This is a genomic window from Olleya marilimosa CAM030 (assembly GCF_000518485.1).
Classification (GTDB): Bacteria; Bacteroidota; Bacteroidia; order Flavobacteriales; family Flavobacteriaceae; genus Olleya; species Olleya marilimosa.
Map to the genome: position 1 here is coordinate 26,679 of NZ_JADR01000009.1, position 19,069 is coordinate 45,747.

Consider the following 19,069-nt stretch of genomic DNA (forward strand, 5'->3'; position numbering starts at 1 on the left):
TCATTTAGTCCAAACTAAAAACGGTGTTTAGTTTTTGGATTTGTTCTGGTCGTCCAAGTACAATAACTTTAGAGTTAGGCACTAATTTTAATTCGGCCTCAGGATTTACAATATACTCACCATTTCCATTCTTAAAACCAATGACTGTACATCCTGTTTTATGTCGCAGGTCTAAATCTTTAATTGTCTTAATTCCTGTTTTAGGATCGTAAAGTTTTTCAACTTGCACTTCTTCAATATTAATATTACTTTCTCCTACTATAGCCAAATTATCAATAAACTCAATCAAATCTGGAACAACCACTAAGGATGCCATATGATCACCTCCAATACGATCTGGTAAAATCACGTTATTAGCACCTGCTAATTTTAGTTTTTCGTATGATGTTTCTTGAGAGGCACGACTTATAATACGTAAATCACTTTTCATTTGTCTTGCAGATAATACTACAAATAAATTGTCTGCATCATTTGGTAAGGCAGAAATTAAGGTACTAGCTCTAGTAATTCCTGCTTGCAGTAAAATTTCATCTTCATTAGCATTACCTAAAACAAAAGGTGTGTTTTCGTCTTCAAATTTTTCAATAACCTCTTTATTTTTTTCAATAATAACAAAAGGTTGTTTATGCGCTAATAATTTTGTTGCAGCCTGTTTCCCATTTCTACCAAAACCACAAATTATAATATGGTTATTTAGTGCATCAATTTTTTTCTGCATTTTCTTTTGTTTTAGTTCTTCAATGTTATTTTTACTTAAAATAAATTCGGTAATAATAGTTAAAGCATAACCTACAATTACAACACTATTTAAAATTAAAAAGATGGTGAAAATTTTAGACTTATCGTCTAAGGGTTGCACCTCTCCAAAACCAACAGTAGTTATGGTTATTACTGTCATATAAAAAGCGTCCACCCAAGTGTAGTGGGACATAAACCTAAAGCCAATAACACCAATAACTAATAGTATAATTAATAGTGCAATTGCAGTATATATTTTAGATCTGTAAAGTGTAATTAGTGGGTTAGTCATAATTTATAGGTCAAACACTGACGAGCGTTTAGTGTATACTATATCCTTTATGCGCATCCAAAAGGCTAAAAATAAGTATAACGCAAAACCAAAACCTAGTGTTGCAAAGGTTAAATACATAAACGTGGTGCGCACTACTTTGGCTCTAATACCCAAACGATCTGCGATACGCTGACAGACGTGATAGCCTCGTTTTTGAAAATAGTGTAGCTGTTTATATAAAAATTGCATACTGCAAGATAATTAATTTTGTGCAAGTATGGTATTACCAATTGCACATTTTAAGCAACGGTTTTTATCACAATATAAATTTTTAAGCTGAATAATTGCCTGACTTTCTAATGCTGACTCCGAAACCACTTTTAAGCTCGCAAACTTATCTACTATTCCGTTTTTTTCTGGTTTTAATTGTTGCATTAAATTAACAATTTCTTCCTCAATAGATTTACCTTGTTGTTTTGCGTAGCAAAATTTAAGCGGAATGATAGTATTTATTAAAAGTAAATCTACAAACGACTTTGTAATATGCTTTTTTCTGGCTGAAGATACTTTGTCAAACGTATAATGCGACTCCCAAAATGGTGAGGTTGACACCGAAAATAATTTATAAATATCCGCAACACTATCCGAAGCAATAACTTTTGAGAATAAATTGTGGTGCATATGGTATACATTGGCTAATTGCGACAACCTAATAGTTGGAAAATTTGGTGGACGCAGTCTAAAAAACTGAAACGGACTAACACTAGTATTATCAATTTTAAATTTTTGTTTTAAAAACGCATAATCTTTTTGAAGTGCAATATAATATGCCTCTTGTATATCGTCCTCTAGCATATTTGCTTGACCAAAAAACAAAGCTTCTAAACCTTGTAAATTACTTTGCTGTTTTCTAACTACCGAAAAATCAAAACTATTAGCCAAACTAAAAAAAGCGTCTCCATTAACTTTAAGACCAAAATTTTTAGCTAGTAATTTAAATAAAACCGCTTCCCAGTTATTATTAGAAGCTATTAATATAGCTTCAATAGCTTTTGCTTTACTTTCTAGACGCTCAAAAAACAAACGCTCAAGCCAATTTGTGACAATAAAAGGATTAACATTAGTAATCGTGTTTTCGCAATTAATCCACGTTTGTTTACTATTAAATAATTTAGCATAATTATTTAAAGCCACTTGCGACACATAACTTTTAAGCTGGATGGTTGGTATTTCTGAGTTGTCCTTTCTAAAAACAGGTGTGTCATGTTCCCAAACAACATGTAAGATTACATTATCGTAATTAGGATCAACTTCATGATTATGCACGTACCAATCGCTAGATTTAATATGGATCTCGACATTGCCAGCCCATAATTGACCAGCAATTATAAGTTGCGCATTAAAAAAATCTGGACCAGTATGATAATTATGTGTGCCTACATTTTGGATAACAACTTGCTCTCCTTTTGTGGTCTGGAGATTTAAGGTTTCAAATTTTTTAAGTTTCCAGAGATAGTGTAAAAAATCTTCTTGCATGGCTTAAAGTTACACTTTTTATGTAAGAAAAATACGTAGTTATACGTATTGATTTCTAAACATAAAACTACTAACTTGACTGAACCTTCGATAAAGCAAATTAAAAACTTGTCTTATCTATATGTTGCGCATCATTAACACAAACTGCTAACCAATGATAAAATTCTTTAGAAAAATTAGACAAAATTTACTTTCGGAAGGAAAACTGGGAAAGTACATCAAATACGCAATAGGAGAAATAATACTTGTAGTTATTGGAATTTTAATTGCATTACAGATTAACAATTGGAATGAAAACCGAAAGCAACAATCTGAAATTATAGATATTTACAACCAGATTGCACTTGATTTAGATAATGACATTAGCGAGTTTTCAAGCGTTATCAAATATTACGATTCTATTAAACCTGTTTATGATGCTGTCCTTTTAGATACTAGAACAGTAGACTTATTAGACGATGGATTATCTAGAATAATGGCTGGAGGTCCAATAATTAATATGAATAAAGGTGGTATTGAACGCTTAAAATCAATCGCATCAAAAGATAGTCTATCGTTGTACTTAATTGAATTATATGATACTTCAACAACCCTTAACACTATAGAGAAAAAAATTTCTGACGAAAGTCACCAAGTTGTAAATATATTTAGAGATAATTACAGGTGGTATCCAGAATGGATAAGCAAAAGAATAACAAAAGATAATAGCAGTGAAGAGCTGCAAGATTATTTTGTAAATAGTCAAGAATATAGACGTTATGTTATAAGTAGTTACCAGAAGTTATATAATGCCTATCTTCCAAATTTGCAATTCGGAATAGTTGAATTGCAAAATATAAGAGCAGCTATTAAAGAGCGAATAGATAAATAACCAAACCACAACATATAAATAATTATAGCTAATTTGATCGCTAAATCACGCTACAAAACCTACACAAACACACTTAGCAAATCAATTAAAACCTTTAACTTCGCTTAACAGACCATAATATAGCCATCTACTAGAATTGAAACGCGCTAAACTAATACTACCCATAATTGTCATCGCTCAGTTTTGCTGTACCTCACTTTGGTTTGCAGGTAATGGTGTAATTAGTGACATGGTCCTAAATTTTAATTTAAAGCTTAGTGCATTAGGGCATTTAACCTCTGCTGTACAATTTGGATTTATTATTGGCACACTAGTATTTGCAATTTTGACTATTGCAGATCGCTTTTCGCCATCCAAAGTGTTTTTTATAAGTGCCTTGTTTGGTGCTACTTTTAACTTAGGCATTATCTGGAATGGACACACTTTAACAAGCTTATTATTGCTTAGGTTTTTAACAGGTTTTTGTTTAGCTGGCATCTATCCTATTGGTATGAAAATAGCAACGGACTACTTTAACAAAGGTTTGGGTAAATCACTTGGTTTTTTGGTTGGCGCTTTAGTACTTGGTACTGCTTTTCCGCATTTATTAAAAGATTTTACAACTAGTTATCCATGGAAGTCGGTATTAATTACAACATCCACACTTGCTATAATTGGAGGTATGTTAATTTTATTTTTAGTGCCAGATGGACCTTATCGTAAACCTAGTTTACACACTAATTTTAAAGCGTGTTTTACCATCTTTAAAAAACACAATTTTAGACAAGCTGCTTTTGGTTATTTTGGTCACATGTGGGAACTTTACGCCTTTTGGGTTTTTACACCTATTATGCTTAAGCAATATAGCGTTATACATAATATTGCAGATTTAAATATTCCGTTATTATCTTTTTTAATTATTGGATTAGGAGGTGTTGCCTGTGTTGTTAGTGGCTATGTTGCACAACATATTGGGACTAAAAAGACTGCTTTTATAGCATTGCTATTATCTGGTATTTGCTGTTTACTTTCTCCTTTACTATTTACAGTAACCTCAATAAAAATTTTTGTTTGTTTTTTATTGTTTTGGGGAATGGTGGTCGTTGCTGACTCACCTTTATTATCAACTTTAATTGCAGAAAGTGCAATACCACAACTTAAAGGCACCTCACTTACTATTGTAAATTGTATTGGTTTTGCAATCTCTATAATAAGTATTCAATTATTAACTGCTTTAATTGAAACGACTACTTCCAACGGAATTTATGTAATTTTAGCTTTAGGTCCAATTTTGGGTTTACTTGCTTTAAATAATAAAAAGAAATCTACTATTAGCCAATAAACAAAAAAATCCCAATACTAATTGCTGTATTACTACACACAATCCGTATTGGGATACTTATAAAATAAGCGACTTATTTTATTTGGTAACTTGTATTATTTAATGTCTACCACTTCTAGATCAAAAACAAGATCTTTACCAGCTAATGGATGGTTTGCATCTAAAACGATAGTTTCTTCTTTAACTTCTACTACCATTAAGTTAGTCTCGCGACCATCTTGCGTTTTAGACACTAATCCCATACCTACTTCTGGTGTCATATCCTGAGGTAAATCTGCTTTACTTACTTCTTGGATTAAAGCTGGATTAACATCACCATAAGCTTCTTCTTTAGCAATTGTGATGGTCTTTTTTTCGTTTAATTTCATATCAATAACTCCTTTTTCAAAACCAGGAATTAATTGTCCTTGACCTAAAGTAAACTCTAAAGGCTCTCTTCCTTCAGACGTATCAAAAATTTGTCCATCAGATAATTTACCTGTGTAATTTACTTTAACTGTGTTGTTTTCTTTTACTTGATTCATACTACATTATAAATTTTAAAACGTACGCTTTGCATAATTTTTATGCTGTAATTATTATAGTTTAAACGTACTGACAGGTTAAACGCCAAAACCAAGCCAAACCCTAAATTAAGTATCATCAAACTTATAATATCTTAGTTTTAAAATATTAATTAAGCTGTGAGCCCTTTATTGATAGTATAACAGCTGTTAAAATTTGATTTAAAATAAGAAAAATTATAAATAATTAATAATCAGCAACTCTGTCATGTTTAAGTATTATAATAACATTAAGGTGTCAAAACTGCAAATTACTTGGTCAAGATTAAACATTATAAAAAAAGCCCACAAGTTACTTTGTGAGCTTTTAAATTATTAGATTAATTAGGATTAGTCTATGTAACCCATTTTACGCATCCAGTCGTCGTTAAACATTTTACCAACATAACGACTTCCATGATCATGGAATAATACCACAACAACATCGTCTTTAGTAAAGTGCTCTTTTAATTGTAACACACCTTTAATTGCTGCTCCTGCACTATTACCTAAAAACATGCCTTCTTCTTTTGATAGTCGTTGTGTATATACTGCAGCATCTTTATCTGTTACTTTAGTAAACCCATCGATGATGCTAAAGTCAACGTTTTTTGGAAGGATATCTTCTCCAATACCTTCTGTTACGTAAGGATAGATTTCGTTTTCATCAAAAATTCCTGTTTCGTGATACTTTTTAAATACCGATCCGTAGGTATCTATTCCCCAAACTTTAATATTTGGATTTTGTTCTTTTAAGTATTTACCAACTCCAGAGATTGTTCCTCCTGTACCTACACCAACAACAAAGTGCGTAATTTTACCATCTGTTTGTTCCCAGATTTCTGGTCCTGTACTTTGGTAATGTGCTTTGGCATTACTAGGATTATCGTATTGATTTACGTACCAACTGTTTTCTATTTCTGTGCTTAATCTTTTTGATACCGAGTAGTATGATCTTGGATCCTCAGGCTCAACTGCTGTTGGGCAAACCACTACCTCTGCGCCTACTGCTTTTAAGATATCTACCTTTTCTTTACTTTGTTTATCTGCCATTACAAAAATACACTTGTATCCTTTTATAATTGCTGCTAATGCCAATCCCATTCCTGTATTACCTGAAGTCCCTTCAATAATAGTCCCTCCTGGTTTTAGACGTCCATCTGCTTCTGCATCTTCTATCATTTGTAATGCCATACGATCTTTAACGGAGTTTCCTGGGTTAAAGGTTTCGTATTTAGATAATACTAAACATGGTAACTCTGCTGTTAGTTTGTTTAGTTTTACTAATGGTGTATTACCGATGGTTTCTAAAATGTTATTTGCGTATTTCATTAAGGTATTTTATTTTTTTTATTGAAGAAAAAAGCGTCTAATTTATGTTTATTCCTTTAAGCTAAAGCTTGAAATTAAGACGTGCTAATTTCTAATTTTGATTTTGCAAAAGTACGTTAATTGTCTAAAATTGAAAGTTAAAACTACATTAATTTATTTTGAAACTGTCCTTAGGGTTGATTGCGTTAGCGGTAGAAACGACATCCTTTTTTGTGCGCGCTTATGCGCAAAAAAGATATAGTGGATGACGCGACCCTTGTGGTAACGCCCAAATTATTTATTCAAAACGGATGGCCTTTACAGGCGAAATTTTTGAAATAATATACGATGGGACTAACAGCATTAATAGACACAACACAAAGGTCCCAATGTTTAAAGCAATGATGTAACCTATATTAATGTAAACTGGTACTGCAGAGACGTGATAGGTTTTTGGGTCTAATGGGAATAGTCCAAAATATTTTTGTAATAAGAGTAAACTTAGTCCTATTATATTACCCCAAAACAGTCCTTTTAAAATTAAATAGGCTGCGTTGTATAAAAATATTTTACGTATGCTATTATTGGCACTTCCTAAGGCTTTTAGGATGCCTATCATTTGTGTGCGCTCTAATATTAATACTAGTAACGCTGTTATCATGTTTATACCTGCTACCAAAATCATAATCCCGATGATGGCGTAAATGTTATTGTCAAAAATTTTAATCCACTCGAATATAAAAGGGTATTCTTTATCAACGGTTTTTGCATTTAATGTAGAAGGGACTTCTTTAAAAATGGCATCTCCTGTGGCTTCTAGGGTATTATAATCTTCAATAAAAACCTCGAAACGTCCTACTTGGTCGTCGTCCCATTTGTTTAATCGTTGGATTTGCTTAATATCTCCAATCATATATAGTTGGTCCATCTCTTGCAAACCTGAATTGTAAATACCTACTATATTGTAAGTTATCACTCTTGGTGGTTTTGTGGTGTCCTCTCTTAAAAAATAGGTGTTTATACGATCGTTTAGTTTTAATTGTAATCTATTGGCTAAGTATTGTGATATTAAAACATCAGTACTAATATCCTTTGTGTAGTCAGGTAAGCGACCCTCTATTAAAAACCCTTCAAAATATTGCCAGTCGTAGTCTGCGCCTACACCTTTTATTACAACGTATTCAAAATCGTTTTCTAATCTAATAATTCCGGATTTAGTTGCAGTACCTTGTATGTGCGTTACTTCTGGTACATTTTTAAATGTTGGATAAAAGTCTTGATTGGTAGAGATTGGTCTTATGCTTTCTTGCGAGTTGTTATTATCGTAATTTTGGATAATACTATGACCATTAAAAGCGATTACTTTTTCTCTGATTTTTTGTTGTAAACCAATACCTGTTGCAATAGCAATCATCATGACAATAATACCTAATGCAATTGCTACGATACCAATTTTTATTATTGGTGCCGATATGCTACTTTTATACGCTTTACTATCAATTATGCGTTTAGCTATAAAAAACTCGAAATTCAAACTAGATTATGCGATTTAATGTTTTCAAAAATACAGCTTTATTATTTGTTTTAATACTAATTTCTTGTGCTTCTAAAACGAAAAATAATTTAAATGAAACTAATACTGTTTTGGCTAAAACCGAAACTACTATTGTTAACACCACAACTAAGTCTATTATTGTTGGTGCTAACCAAACCGAAGCGTATTTACATTTATTAAAAGGGAAACGTGTTGGAATAGTTGCTAATCAAACTAGTGTTTTATTTAAAAATGTTACTTCTAGCAAAACACCTAATTATGACAGCAACACACATATTGTAGATACTTTACTTGACTTACAAGTTGCTGTAAAAAAAGTTTTTGCTCCAGAACATGGTTTTAGAGGTACTGCAGATGCTGGAGAATTGGTTAAAGATGGTATTGATACAAAAACTAATTTACCAATAATATCATTATACGGAAACAATAAAAAACCTACCGTTGCACAACTACAAAATGTTGATGTTATAATTTTTGATATACAAGATGTTGGTGCACGTTTTTACACCTATATATCGTCTTTACATTATGTCATGGAAGCTTGCACTGAACAAAACAAGACCTTGATTGTTTTAGATAGACCAAATCCTAATGGTCATTATATTGATGGTCCAATTTTAGAAAAAGAACATACTAGCTTTGTAGGTATGCATCCTGTACCTGTGGTGCATGGTTTGACTATTGGTGAGTATGCACAGATGATTAATGGCGAAAATTGGCTAAACAATGAACTAAAGTGCAATTTAAAAGTGATTACTTTAAAAAATTACAATAGACAAATGGCTTATGACTTACCTATTAAACCATCTCCAAACTTACCTAATGCTCAGGCTATAAACTTATACCCAAGTTTATGCTTTTTTGAAGGGACTAATGTAAGTGCTGGTCGTGGTACGGATTTACAATTCCAGATATATGGTTCGCCTTTTTTACCTAAAACAGATTATGCTTTTACACCTAAATCTAACGAAGGTGCTAAATACCCAAAGCATGAAAACAAAGTCTGTCATGGTTATAATTTAAGCGGTATTAAGCAACAAAATGGTTTAAACTTAAGCTATTTAATTAACGCTTATAACACCACATCTACAAAATCTGATTTTTTTATTGCTAATGGCTTTTTTACAAAACTTGCTGGTACTAAAACACTACAACAGCAAATTGAAGCAGGTTGGAGTGAGGACAAAATAAAAGCCACTTGGACAAGTGGCTTGAATGATTTTATGGTTAAACGTAAACCTTATTTATTATATCAATAAAGATTAATCTTCATAAGGCAGACCGTTAGGTCTTAAGTTTTCTTTTCTGTATTCTTCTCTAGTTTGCTTTTCTACAGATCCATCTTGTATAACAGAGATGTTATATTTGACTTCTTTTTTCTCATGCTTAATATCCTCTGTTGCAACTGTTTTAACATCTGCAATACGTGCCTCTGCTTCTTTTCTTTCTGCTTCAGCTATAGCTCTTAATTCTTCTCTTCTTTTTTCAGCTAGCGCTCTTTCTTTTATGGCTTGTTTATTAGCTTCTATTTGTGCCAATTGTCTCTCAGCTTTTTCTCTTTCAGCTTTTGCTCTGTTAGCTTCCGCTAAAGCGTGTTCTTGTTTAGATTTGGCTTCAGCTTCCTTTTTAATTAACTCTCTTTGCTCTTTTTCTTTAGCTTCAGCAATAGCCTGCTCTTTTCTTGCAGCTTCTTGAGCTTCCTTTTTAATTAATTCTCTTTGCTCTTGCTCTTTTTGTTTGGCTTCAGCTAATGCATGATTTTTTCTAGCTGCGTCTTCTGCTGCTCTTTTTATCAACGCTCTTTGTTCTCTTTCTTTAGCTTCAGCAACTTCTTTGCTTTTATTTGCTACACTAGCTAAACGTGTATCACTACTTGCATTGTGTCTTGGCTTAATGTTTCTTTTACGTTGTTCATCATCGGACAAACTTGCTCTAAGTACGTCTTCTTCTAAATCTGCAATAGCATCTATTGGTTTTGTAATAGCACCAACTCTGTTTAAAGAAATTGGATACACAGCATCTTCGCGATAGGCAACAACAGTATATTGTCCTACTTCAAAATGGTGTAATGGAATTTTCGCTTCCTTACTGTCTAAATCCATTAAGACAGACTCTTTTTGAGAATGATATAAGAAACTAAATCTATAGATAGATGAGCTACTTTTAAGTATAATAGTATCACCTGTTCTGTTTAATACATGAACAAGTCCTGCTTTGGTTGCATTTACATTTTCAACTATAGTGGTTTTAACTTGCGAAAATACCGAAGTACTTAGCAATAACATTAAGAATAGTAGGAATGTTATTTTTTGCCTAATCATAATATAAATTTTATATAGTTACGCTAAAAATCAGTTCTAAGGGAGACCAAATGTATTATGAAATTGGGATATTAAATACAAATCTGAACATAATTTATATATAATTAGCCAAACGACATAAAATAGTCGATGAATAGTTAATTTATCTGATTATCAATGATTTAAAGCTGCAATTACTAATTAATTACCATATATGCAAAAAACACACCAAGTTTGTACAGTATTATTATATTTTTAAAACAAAGTGAAGAAACTTCTTAAAGTACACACATCAATAAAGACTTGAAAATTAAAAACTATACTGCTTATTAATATTTAATTCGTTTTTTCATTTCTTCAACAATATTAAAAGCAGCAGGACAAATAGCTACATTTTTTAAAGTCAAATTAGATATTTGCTGAAATTTTTTACGGTCAGTATGCGGAAACTCGGAACAGGCTTTTGGACGCACATCGTATATAGAACAGTAATTATCTGCTCCTAAAAAGGTACAAGGTACAGATTGTAGCACGTAATCGTTTTCCTCGTCAAGTCGTAAATAGTTATCTATAAATTGTTGTGGTTTTTGCTTAAAATGTCTAGCAATACGTTGGATATCCTTATCAGTAAATAATGGTCCTGTAGTTTTGCAACAGTTAGCACATGTTAAACAATCGGTTTTTTTAAACTCGTTATCATGCAACTCTTGCATTAAGTAATCTAATTGCTTTGGTGCTTTCTTTTTTAGCTTAGTAAAAAAGGTTTTATTCTCCTTATGCTTATCTTTGGCAAGCTTTGGAAGACCATTTAAAAATTGTTCCATAGTGCAAAAATAGTATTTTAAATGAAAGACCTTTTCGGAAAAGCATTATTAGATTATCAAAATGGTAATTATACAGAAGACCTAATAACGTCTACTAACATATCTGACGACGATGAGTTACCACTTCCTTATCTTTTTAGGGATTATCAAGACATGCCAAAATTAGAACAAAAAGCTTTGCAACTATCTAAAGGACTGACATTAGATGTAGGTTGTGGTTCTGGAAGTCATAGTTTATACTTACAAGACCAAGGACTAAATGTTAAAGCTATTGACATCTCTAAAGGTGCTGTTGAAGTGAGTCATGCTAGAGGTGTCAAACAGGTTGCACAACTTGCACTTTTAGATGAGACTGAAACTTTTGATACGATCCTTTTACTAATGAATGGTACTGGTATTTTTGAAACCTTAAATCAGGTATCCACGTATCTATCGCATTTAAAATCATTATTAAATACAGGTGGTCAAGTTTTAATAGACTCTAGTGACATAAAATATATGTATTTAGATGAAGATGGTGGATTTTGGCAGGATATGAATGCTAATTATTATGGCGAATTAGATTATTTTTTAAGTTATAAAGGAGAAGCTGAACTACCAATGAAGTGGCTATATTTAGATTTTAAGTTACTACAACAAGCCTGCGAAGCTTCTGGTTTAAAATGCGAAATGCTCGCTGAAGGCGAGCATTATGATTATTTAGCTATATTGTACGTTTAGATATCGTATCCTTTTTCGGACAACTTAGCTATCATTTTTTTATATAAATCACCACTCCACATTACAGAAATATCACTCATTGAGGCATTCATGGAGTCTTGAGAGCTTACAATTTTTTGACCTGTATCACTTTGATAAAATTCTTTTAAAATTATTTTATCGCCTTCTGTTAATGCTTCAGGCTTAAACATATTTTTACCTGCTTTTGTTTTATACAACGCATTCATATTTTTGACATCTTGGTGTGTAAAATGTGCTTTATATGCAGACACTATCATTACAGCCAATTCATCCATTGCATCAGGCTTTACCTTTTTTAGGTCTTTCCATACAGCTGCTGGTACGTCTTGAGACTTAAATTGTTCTTCTAACATTGTAAACATTTGGTCAATAACTCCTTCATAATAGGTTATTGTTCCGCTGCTTTGAATACAAGCTTTAACGTCTTTGCTATACTGATCATTTTGAGCAATACTTACTGTACCTATTGCTAGAAAGCACACTAATGCGATAATTTTTTTCATTATAAATTTGTTTAAGTTATTACAAAATAGCAACTACTGTGCCACTCCATTAATGTACGTTTGATTTACTTTAATATTTGGTATTTCTTTTTCTTCAATGGTCATTATATTCTTATCTAATATAATAAAATCTGCAAATTTACCTGCTTCGATACTCCCTTTTTCTTTCTCCTCAAAATTAGCATACGCTGCCCAAATAGTCATTCCTTTTAAAGTTTCTTCTCTAGTAAGGCCATTATCCTTATTAAATCCTCCTGCTGGATATTGGTTTAGATCCTGTCTTGAGACAGCTGCATAAAAGGTTAACAGAGGACTCACTTGTTCCACAGGAAAATCTGTTCCTAAAGCTAATCTTCCGCTTTTTTCTAATAAAGTTTTATAAGCATAAGCACCTTTGATACGGTCTTTTCCTAAACGGTCTTCTGCCCAATACATATCGCTAGTTGCATGTGTTGGTTGTATAGAAGGTATGATGTTTTCGTTTTTAAAATAATCAAAATCATTATCTGTAATAATTTGAGCATGCTCTACTCTCCAACGTCTATTAGTTAGCTCTTTTAAGGTTTTCTGGTAAGTCTGTAAAACAAATCTGTTAGCAGAGTCTCCAATAGCATGAGTATTCATTTGGTATCCTGCTTTTGCTATTTGGTCAGCTAAATTAATAAAAGCATCAGTACCTATAACTAATGCACCAAAATGGTCATGTTGGTCTGAATATTCTTGTTTTAAAGCAGCTCCTCTAGAGCCTAACGCTCCATCTGCATACACTTTTACAGACTGCACATTTAATCTGTCTGTTTTAATTTTCCCTTTTGGTAGGTAATACTCTAAGTTTTCTTTTTTATTGCTAATCATTGCATATATACGCATATCTAATGTTCCGGCTTGTTGTAAACTATCAATTAATTGTATGACTTGTTTGTCCAAACCAGCATCTGAAACCGTTGTTAAACCTAAATCTGTACATATTTTATGTGCTTCAAGCAAAGCATCAATTTGTTGTTGTTTTGTAGGTTCCGGAAAAATAGCCTCAACCAACTCCATTGGATTATCTATTAAAACACCTGTAAGTTTACCATCTTGCTTTAATATTTCGCCTCCTTCAATTGTTGTATTGACATCTATTTTAGCTAAATCTAAAGCTGCTTGATTGCAAAGCATTGCATGACCATCTATTCTAGTTAAAGCAACAGGAGTATCTGGATACAGTTTATCTAAAAGTGCTTTATTTGGGTAAGTTTTGTCGTCCCAATCGTTTTGATCCCAACCTCTACCAATAATAAACTTAGATGGTCGGTTATTATGAAAATCGATAACACGTTTCATAACATCATCAAAACTTTTAGTATCTCTAAGATTTACTTGTAATTGATTTAAACCTAAACCATAAAAATGACAATGCGCATCAATAAATCCAGGCAACACTGTTTGTCCATTAGCATCAATAGTATTGATAGCTTTGTACTTTTTAGTAATATCAGTTGTTGTACCTACGTCTACAAATTTTCCATCTTTAATTGCAAAAGCTTCTGTAGTGTTAAAATCTGCATCAACAGTATAAACCGTTCCGTTGGTAATGATAGTATCGACTTCAATTTTATCTGAAGCACAAGATGCTATGATTAATAGTAATAATAAAACTTTGGTGATTCTCATTTTTAATATTTTTTGTAAATATAAACATAAAAAAAAAGCCTCAAAGAGAGGCTTTTAATTTAAAATATTAGGTAGTTTAAAACCTATAAATGAATTATTTAATTTTACTGAAAATCAAATTTATACGTTGCTCCTGCTAGAAACTGTATACCTTGAACAGGCGTGTTTTGCCATTTAGTATACTCCTCTCCTACAATATTATTAGCTTTAGCAAACACTGAAAAACGGTCATTTATATGATAACCAACATGTGCATTAGCATCAAAATAACTATCTAAGGTTACAATACCTGTGTTTGGACTAATCAAGTTAGGAATGTTAAATTGATCCTTACGCTCACCTACATAAAATAGATTAGCTCCTGCAAACCATTGATTGGTTATTTGATAATCTAAAAAGACAGATGCTGTTAAATCTGGTAAATTCCAAGCTTCCATTTGATTGGTTACATCATAAGAAAAATACTCTCCTTTAATACCTAATGTAAAGTTACGGTTTATGTCAACATTTAACTCTCCAGCAACACTAAAAGTAGTCACATCATCATACACTAAACCAAACGAGTTACCATAAGTATAAGGCTCTGATGTTGTTGAAATATCGTTATTAATATATAATGCTTTGTTTTTTTCTGAGGTGTAATTTCCACTAACTGAGTAACTCATTGTATTAGACAGTTTACCTTTTATTCCTGCAAATGCTTTGTATTGTTGGTCTGTAGGTGCAATAAATAAATTAGGTGATATAAAGGGATTTTCTTGAGCAAAATCGTAATACGAATTTTGATTTAATCCTCCTGTCACTCCTCCAAAAGCAATTAAAACCTCATCCACCAACCTGTAACTTGCTGCTATATTTGGATAGATAAAAAATTTGCTTTTACTTGCTTCTGTATCGTTTAAATAAACAGCCTTTACACCTAAATCTACAGTTAAATCGTCTTGTTTTAATTGAAAAGTTGGCGCTAAACCTATCTGAAAGTTACCATAGTTAATCTGATTTGGATCTGCATAAGCTTTTTCAAAACTACCACCAACATAATCTGTAAACACTTCAACATCTACATCGTTATCCTGAATATTAATTGTACCAATTGCATTGGCTTTAAATCTATTTTCTCCTGATCCCAAGTTATCTCCGAAACGTCTATATAAAACGCTTCCTGAAGATACTATAGCGTCTTCAAAAGTAATGTCTCCTCCAACATAACCATTAATAAAACTATGACCAACATCTAAACTATCTGCAGTTGCTTGATTAAATAGTGGTTGTTGTAAGCCATACCAATTGTACGTTTGGTATTGGAAACCACCTAAAGCAGTCCAACTATAATCACGATCTTTTTTAGTATATGTTAAATTAAGTTTTGAATCTGAAAATCCGTTATCTGTTAATACGTTTTCAATATCTCCTTGTGACGAGTGATGACCAACGTATGCACTAAAAATTTGATCTCTACCAATAGCATGATTAAGATACGCTTCTCCAACTACCGTAGTATATGTACCAACACCTAAGGTTGCATAGTTATCGTACAACTTTACTTTTTTTGCTTTATCAACAACTGCTGCTTTTCCTTTTGCAGGTGTAAAAGTAGAGGCTACAGGAAATGAAAAAATATTATACTTTACTTCTTTTTTAGTTGCAGTCTCTGTGTCGTCTAAGGTTGGTGTTTCTTTAACTTTAAAAGCGTCAGAAATACTTGGTGTATATGGCTTAACAACATCTATAACTCCTGTTTGAATGGTATCTCCTTCTCTTTCTTGTGCAAAAGCGAAGACAGTGATTAATAGTGATGCTATCGTTAAAATGATTTGCTTTTTTGTACTAAACATAATTTATATTTATGAATTACGATTGTGTCGATTGCTGTTATTAGTCTTCAGATATTACTGAAGAGTTTGTTTTAGCTTCTTCTGTTTTAATTTTATTCAATTCGGTTTGTGCTTCTGTTTTTACATCTTCAAAATTGCTGAAGTTTTTGATAACACTTTCTAAAATGTAAGTGGCTTGAAAGGCATCACCTAAAGCATAAAAATTCTTAGCCATTATGACTAAACCTTTAGCTCCATAATATTTATAACCTGAATAATCTTTAGCCAAACGTTGTGTCACTTGGTTAGACTCTGCGTATAAACCATCTTTGTTTTTAAAATATGCATTATAGTATAGTGCTTCTGCTGCAGTTTCACCAGTTGCAAACGTTTCGACTTGTGCATAAGCTATTCTTGCTTTAGCAACATCGTTAGTTTTAATTGCCGAACGTGCAATGATAACATGAGCATCACTTCTAATTTTGTTATCCAAATTACCATTACCTAGCACTTTTTCCGCGTAAGCGACTGCTTGATTATAATTATTTAATTGATAATTAGATTGCATTAAATTAGACTGTGCAAATAAGCTGTTTTGCGGAAAGTTTGCTTCTGCCTCTAAACGTTTTAAGGTTGGTATTGCTGCATTCCAATCTTTTTTATCTAACTGTATTTGAGATAAACGTAGTAAGGCTTCTTCTGAAAACTCACTTTGAGATTTACCAACTACATAAGCGTAATGAGGCTCTGCATTAGATTTTAAATCTTTTTTAAAGTACAATTGCGCTAAGTAAAAATGAGCTTGTGTTGCATGTAATCCATTAGAAAACTGATTTAAATACCCATTAAATTGCTTGATAGCTTCATTTACGTTTTCGTCTAGATATTGTTTTTCTGCAGCTTGATACGTTGCATTGTCTAAATCAGCATCTGTAACTTCTACAAAATCTAATGTTCTAACCCAAGATGCATACTCATCTACCTTACCTAAATCTATATAAATAAGTCTAGCTGTTGCTACTGCTTGATTAGCTTCTGGTGTGCTTGGATAGTCTTTGGCAACGGACTTAAAAGTTGATAATGCCTGTTGGTTTTGACTCGCGTTATAATATACTAATCCTTGACGTAATTGGGCTTTACTAGTAAATGGACTAGTACTATATTCTTTTTTTAATTGGCTATAAATAGCTATTGCTTTAGCATCTTTACCTGCTTTTACGTAGCTATTACCTAAGGCATACATAGCATCATCACGTAGCTTTGATGTTGGGTATTTTGCTATAAATTGTTCTAATTGGTTAGTTTGATCACCTTCTTTACCAATATAACCATAACTCATTGCTTTTTGAAAATACGCATAGTCATTTTCAATCTTGCCTACTTGCATCGCTTTTTCATAAGCTGTTATAGCTTCAGTATAACGACTAGACACAAAATAACCATCTGCTAAACGTAAATACGCATCGTTTAACCTAACTTTATCCGATTGATTTTTCTGAATAAATTGATTAAAAAACACTGTTGACTGATCGTAGTTTTTTTGCTTAAAATACGTGTAAGCTATATTATAATCTAAGTTTTCAAATTCCTTGGTTGACGAAGCTTCACCTTGTTGTTTAAATTGTTTAAATCCAATTAAGGCATCTTCGTAGTTGGTTAGATTGTAATCTGTTTCGGCTTTCCAAAATGTTGCTCTTGCAGTAAATTTTTGATTTTGTTGTTCTTTCAAAGATTTATCAAAAAGGGTTTCTGCCTCTTGGTATTTACTTTCGTTATATAATTCTAAACCTCTATAAAACGCTACTTTTTGTAACGCTACTTTGCTTTCAAAGCTGTTTTTATTCTTCAACAACTCTAAAGCTTCCTTATAATTTTTAGAAGTAATGTACGAGTCTATTAGTAATACCTCTACCTCGTCTTTGTATTGTGTGTCTGGATATTTATCTAAATAGCCAGTTAGTATTTGAGGTACCGATTGATAAGCGTTACCAATTTCGTAACTTATTTTAGCGTAGTTTAACCAAGCGTCTTCTTGGATTTTTAAATCGTAATCCATTTGTGAGGCATTTCTAAACGCATTTAAAGCTTCTTGTTTTTTGCCTACATTAACGTAGCTTTCTCCTAAATGATAGTAAGCGTTTTGAGCGACACTATTATCTGCACTTACAATTTTGTTAAATTCTGAAATGGCTTTTTCATAATCCTTTTGCTTGTAGTAAGCGTAACCTAATTGGTAATAATCTGTATTACTCCATTTTCCTTTTTTACCTTTATATTGGGTTAGGTATGGAATCGCTTCGTCATATTTTTTTAAGTTGAAATAACTTTCACCTATGATTTTATTTAATTCTGAAACTTCATCTCTGTCACTAGTTTCTAGTTTAGATTTAGCAAGTTCTATTGCTTTATCAAATTTTCCTAATTTGAAGTTTAAATCAGCCTGATAGTAACTTAGTTTTTCTTTATATTTTTCTTCTTGACCAACTTGTTCAAAATACTTATTAGCTCCATCATAATCATCACCTTGATAGGACATAAAACCTAAATAATATTTAGCCTGAGAACCATATTTTTGTGAAGTCTCCACACGTGTTAAATACTTTTTGGCGTCTTTATAATTTTTGGTAGTAAATGATGCATAACCATTATTAAAATTATAAGTTTCTTTATCTGCTTTAGACAGTCCATTCTCGTCTACTTTTGCATACCACTTTTGAGCATAAGCATATTTACCATTTGTAAAATAATATTCTGCTACATCTAAAAATGCTGTATTTTTTTTAGTACTTGTTGGATAATCTTCCACAAAACGCTCCATTAAAACGTCTGCATTTTGCTGATTTAATCTTATGGCTGCATTGGCTATATAAAAAGCACAATTACTTTTTACGTTTTGGTCTTGCGTCTCTTTTTTAATTTGACTAAACAAATTTTGAGAAGCTAAATATTGCTGACTATTATAAAGCTGTAACGCTTTTTGATAATCACCTAGACTATTGGTATAAACTGCTGACTCCTGTCCTAATAACTGAAAACAAAAGACTATGGTAATGAAAAATGTAAGTTGTTTTTTTACTGACATT

The 19,069-nt window shown here is 32.0% G+C and carries 16 protein-coding genes; 4 read left to right on the forward strand and 12 right to left on the reverse strand.

Annotation, left to right across the window (positions count from 1 at the left end; all coding sequences use genetic code 11):
- Positions 1 to 4: 4 nt before the first annotated feature.
- From M890_RS0111225 to M890_RS0111235, 3 genes are read right to left on the reverse strand one after another with little or no spacing between them, the layout of a single operon-like run.
- Entirely contained in the window at positions 5 to 1,030 is a 1,026-nt protein-coding gene (locus M890_RS0111225; protein ID WP_028283629.1) for a potassium channel family protein, read from the reverse strand.
- Between the two features lie 3 nt (positions 1,031 to 1,033).
- Positions 1,034 to 1,261, reverse strand: a complete 228-nt coding sequence (locus M890_RS0111230) for a PspC domain-containing protein (RefSeq protein WP_028283630.1) — start codon at positions 1,259 to 1,261, stop codon at positions 1,034 to 1,036.
- Between the two features lie 12 nt (positions 1,262 to 1,273).
- A complete protein-coding gene (locus M890_RS0111235) occupies positions 1,274 to 2,548 on the reverse strand; it encodes a DUF2851 family protein (RefSeq protein ID WP_028283631.1) in 1,275 nt (424 codons plus the stop codon).
- Positions 2,549 to 2,702: 154 nt separating this feature from the next.
- Here M890_RS0111235 and M890_RS0111240 point away from each other — a divergent pair, with 154 nt between their 5' ends.
- Positions 2,703 to 3,419, forward strand: coding sequence for a DUF6090 family protein (locus M890_RS0111240; protein WP_028283632.1), 717 nt, complete (start codon positions 2,703 to 2,705; stop codon positions 3,417 to 3,419).
- A 136-nt stretch (positions 3,420 to 3,555) separates the two neighbouring features.
- Positions 3,556 to 4,740, forward strand: coding sequence for an MFS transporter (locus M890_RS0111245; RefSeq protein WP_028283633.1), 1,185 nt, complete (start codon positions 3,556 to 3,558; stop codon positions 4,738 to 4,740).
- 95 nt (positions 4,741 to 4,835) lie between these two features.
- Here M890_RS0111245 and M890_RS0111250 read toward each other — a convergent pair whose 3' ends face one another.
- From M890_RS0111250 to M890_RS0111265, 3 genes are all read right to left on the reverse strand, one after another.
- Positions 4,836 to 5,264 carry an FKBP-type peptidyl-prolyl cis-trans isomerase gene (locus tag M890_RS0111250; protein ID WP_028283634.1) on the reverse strand — a complete coding sequence of 143 codons (429 nt, stop codon included), beginning with the start codon at positions 5,262 to 5,264 and terminating at the stop codon, positions 4,836 to 4,838.
- A gap of 369 nt (positions 5,265 to 5,633) precedes the next feature.
- On the reverse strand, positions 5,634 to 6,614 hold the full coding sequence (locus M890_RS0111260) for a PLP-dependent cysteine synthase family protein (protein WP_028283635.1): 981 nt from the start codon (positions 6,612 to 6,614) through the stop codon (positions 5,634 to 5,636).
- Between the two features lie 277 nt (positions 6,615 to 6,891).
- Complete coding sequence (locus tag M890_RS0111265) at positions 6,892 to 8,127, reverse strand: ABC transporter permease (RefSeq protein WP_028283636.1); 1,236 nt, start codon at positions 8,125 to 8,127, stop codon at positions 6,892 to 6,894.
- Between the two features lie 8 nt (positions 8,128 to 8,135).
- On the opposite strand from M890_RS0111265, the gene M890_RS0111270 reads away from it, so the two are divergent.
- Positions 8,136 to 9,407 (forward strand): exo-beta-N-acetylmuramidase NamZ family protein, encoded by a 1,272-nt coding sequence (locus M890_RS0111270; RefSeq protein WP_028283637.1) that lies wholly within the window; start codon positions 8,136 to 8,138, stop codon positions 9,405 to 9,407.
- A gap of 3 nt (positions 9,408 to 9,410) precedes the next feature.
- On the opposite strand, the gene M890_RS0111275 is transcribed toward M890_RS0111270, so the two are convergent.
- Both M890_RS0111275 and M890_RS0111280 read right to left on the reverse strand, forming a co-directional pair.
- Positions 9,411 to 10,469 carry a coiled-coil domain-containing protein gene (locus M890_RS0111275; RefSeq protein ID WP_157243283.1) on the reverse strand — a complete coding sequence of 353 codons (1,059 nt, stop codon included), beginning with the start codon at positions 10,467 to 10,469 and terminating at the stop codon, positions 9,411 to 9,413.
- Positions 10,470 to 10,777: 308 nt separating this feature from the next.
- Positions 10,778 to 11,272: a YkgJ family cysteine cluster protein gene (locus M890_RS0111280; protein ID WP_028283639.1), complete on the reverse strand. Its 495-nt coding sequence runs from the start codon at positions 11,270 to 11,272 to the stop codon at positions 10,778 to 10,780.
- A gap of 21 nt (positions 11,273 to 11,293) precedes the next feature.
- On the opposite strand from M890_RS0111280, the gene M890_RS0111285 reads away from it, so the two are divergent.
- Positions 11,294 to 11,992, forward strand: a complete 699-nt coding sequence (locus tag M890_RS0111285; protein WP_028283640.1) for a class I SAM-dependent methyltransferase — start codon at positions 11,294 to 11,296, stop codon at positions 11,990 to 11,992.
- On the opposite strand, the gene M890_RS0111290 is transcribed toward M890_RS0111285, so the two are convergent.
- From M890_RS0111290 to M890_RS0111305, 4 genes are all read right to left on the reverse strand, one after another.
- Positions 11,989 to 12,516, reverse strand: coding sequence for a DUF2059 domain-containing protein (locus tag M890_RS0111290; protein WP_028283641.1), 528 nt, complete (start codon positions 12,514 to 12,516; stop codon positions 11,989 to 11,991). The genes M890_RS0111285 and M890_RS0111290 overlap by 4 nt on opposite strands.
- A 33-nt stretch (positions 12,517 to 12,549) precedes the next feature.
- Positions 12,550 to 14,172, reverse strand: a complete 1,623-nt coding sequence (locus M890_RS0111295) for an amidohydrolase (RefSeq protein WP_028283642.1) — start codon at positions 14,170 to 14,172, stop codon at positions 12,550 to 12,552.
- A gap of 104 nt (positions 14,173 to 14,276) precedes the next feature.
- Entirely contained in the window at positions 14,277 to 16,007 is a 1,731-nt protein-coding gene (locus M890_RS0111300) for a TonB-dependent receptor (RefSeq protein ID WP_028283643.1), read from the reverse strand.
- Between the two features lie 40 nt (positions 16,008 to 16,047).
- The gene (locus tag M890_RS0111305; protein ID WP_028283644.1) at positions 16,048 to 19,068 is read right to left on the reverse strand and encodes a tetratricopeptide repeat protein; all 3,021 of its coding nucleotides are present in this window, start codon (positions 19,066 to 19,068) and stop codon (positions 16,048 to 16,050) included.
- Position 19,069: the final 1 nt, after the last annotated feature.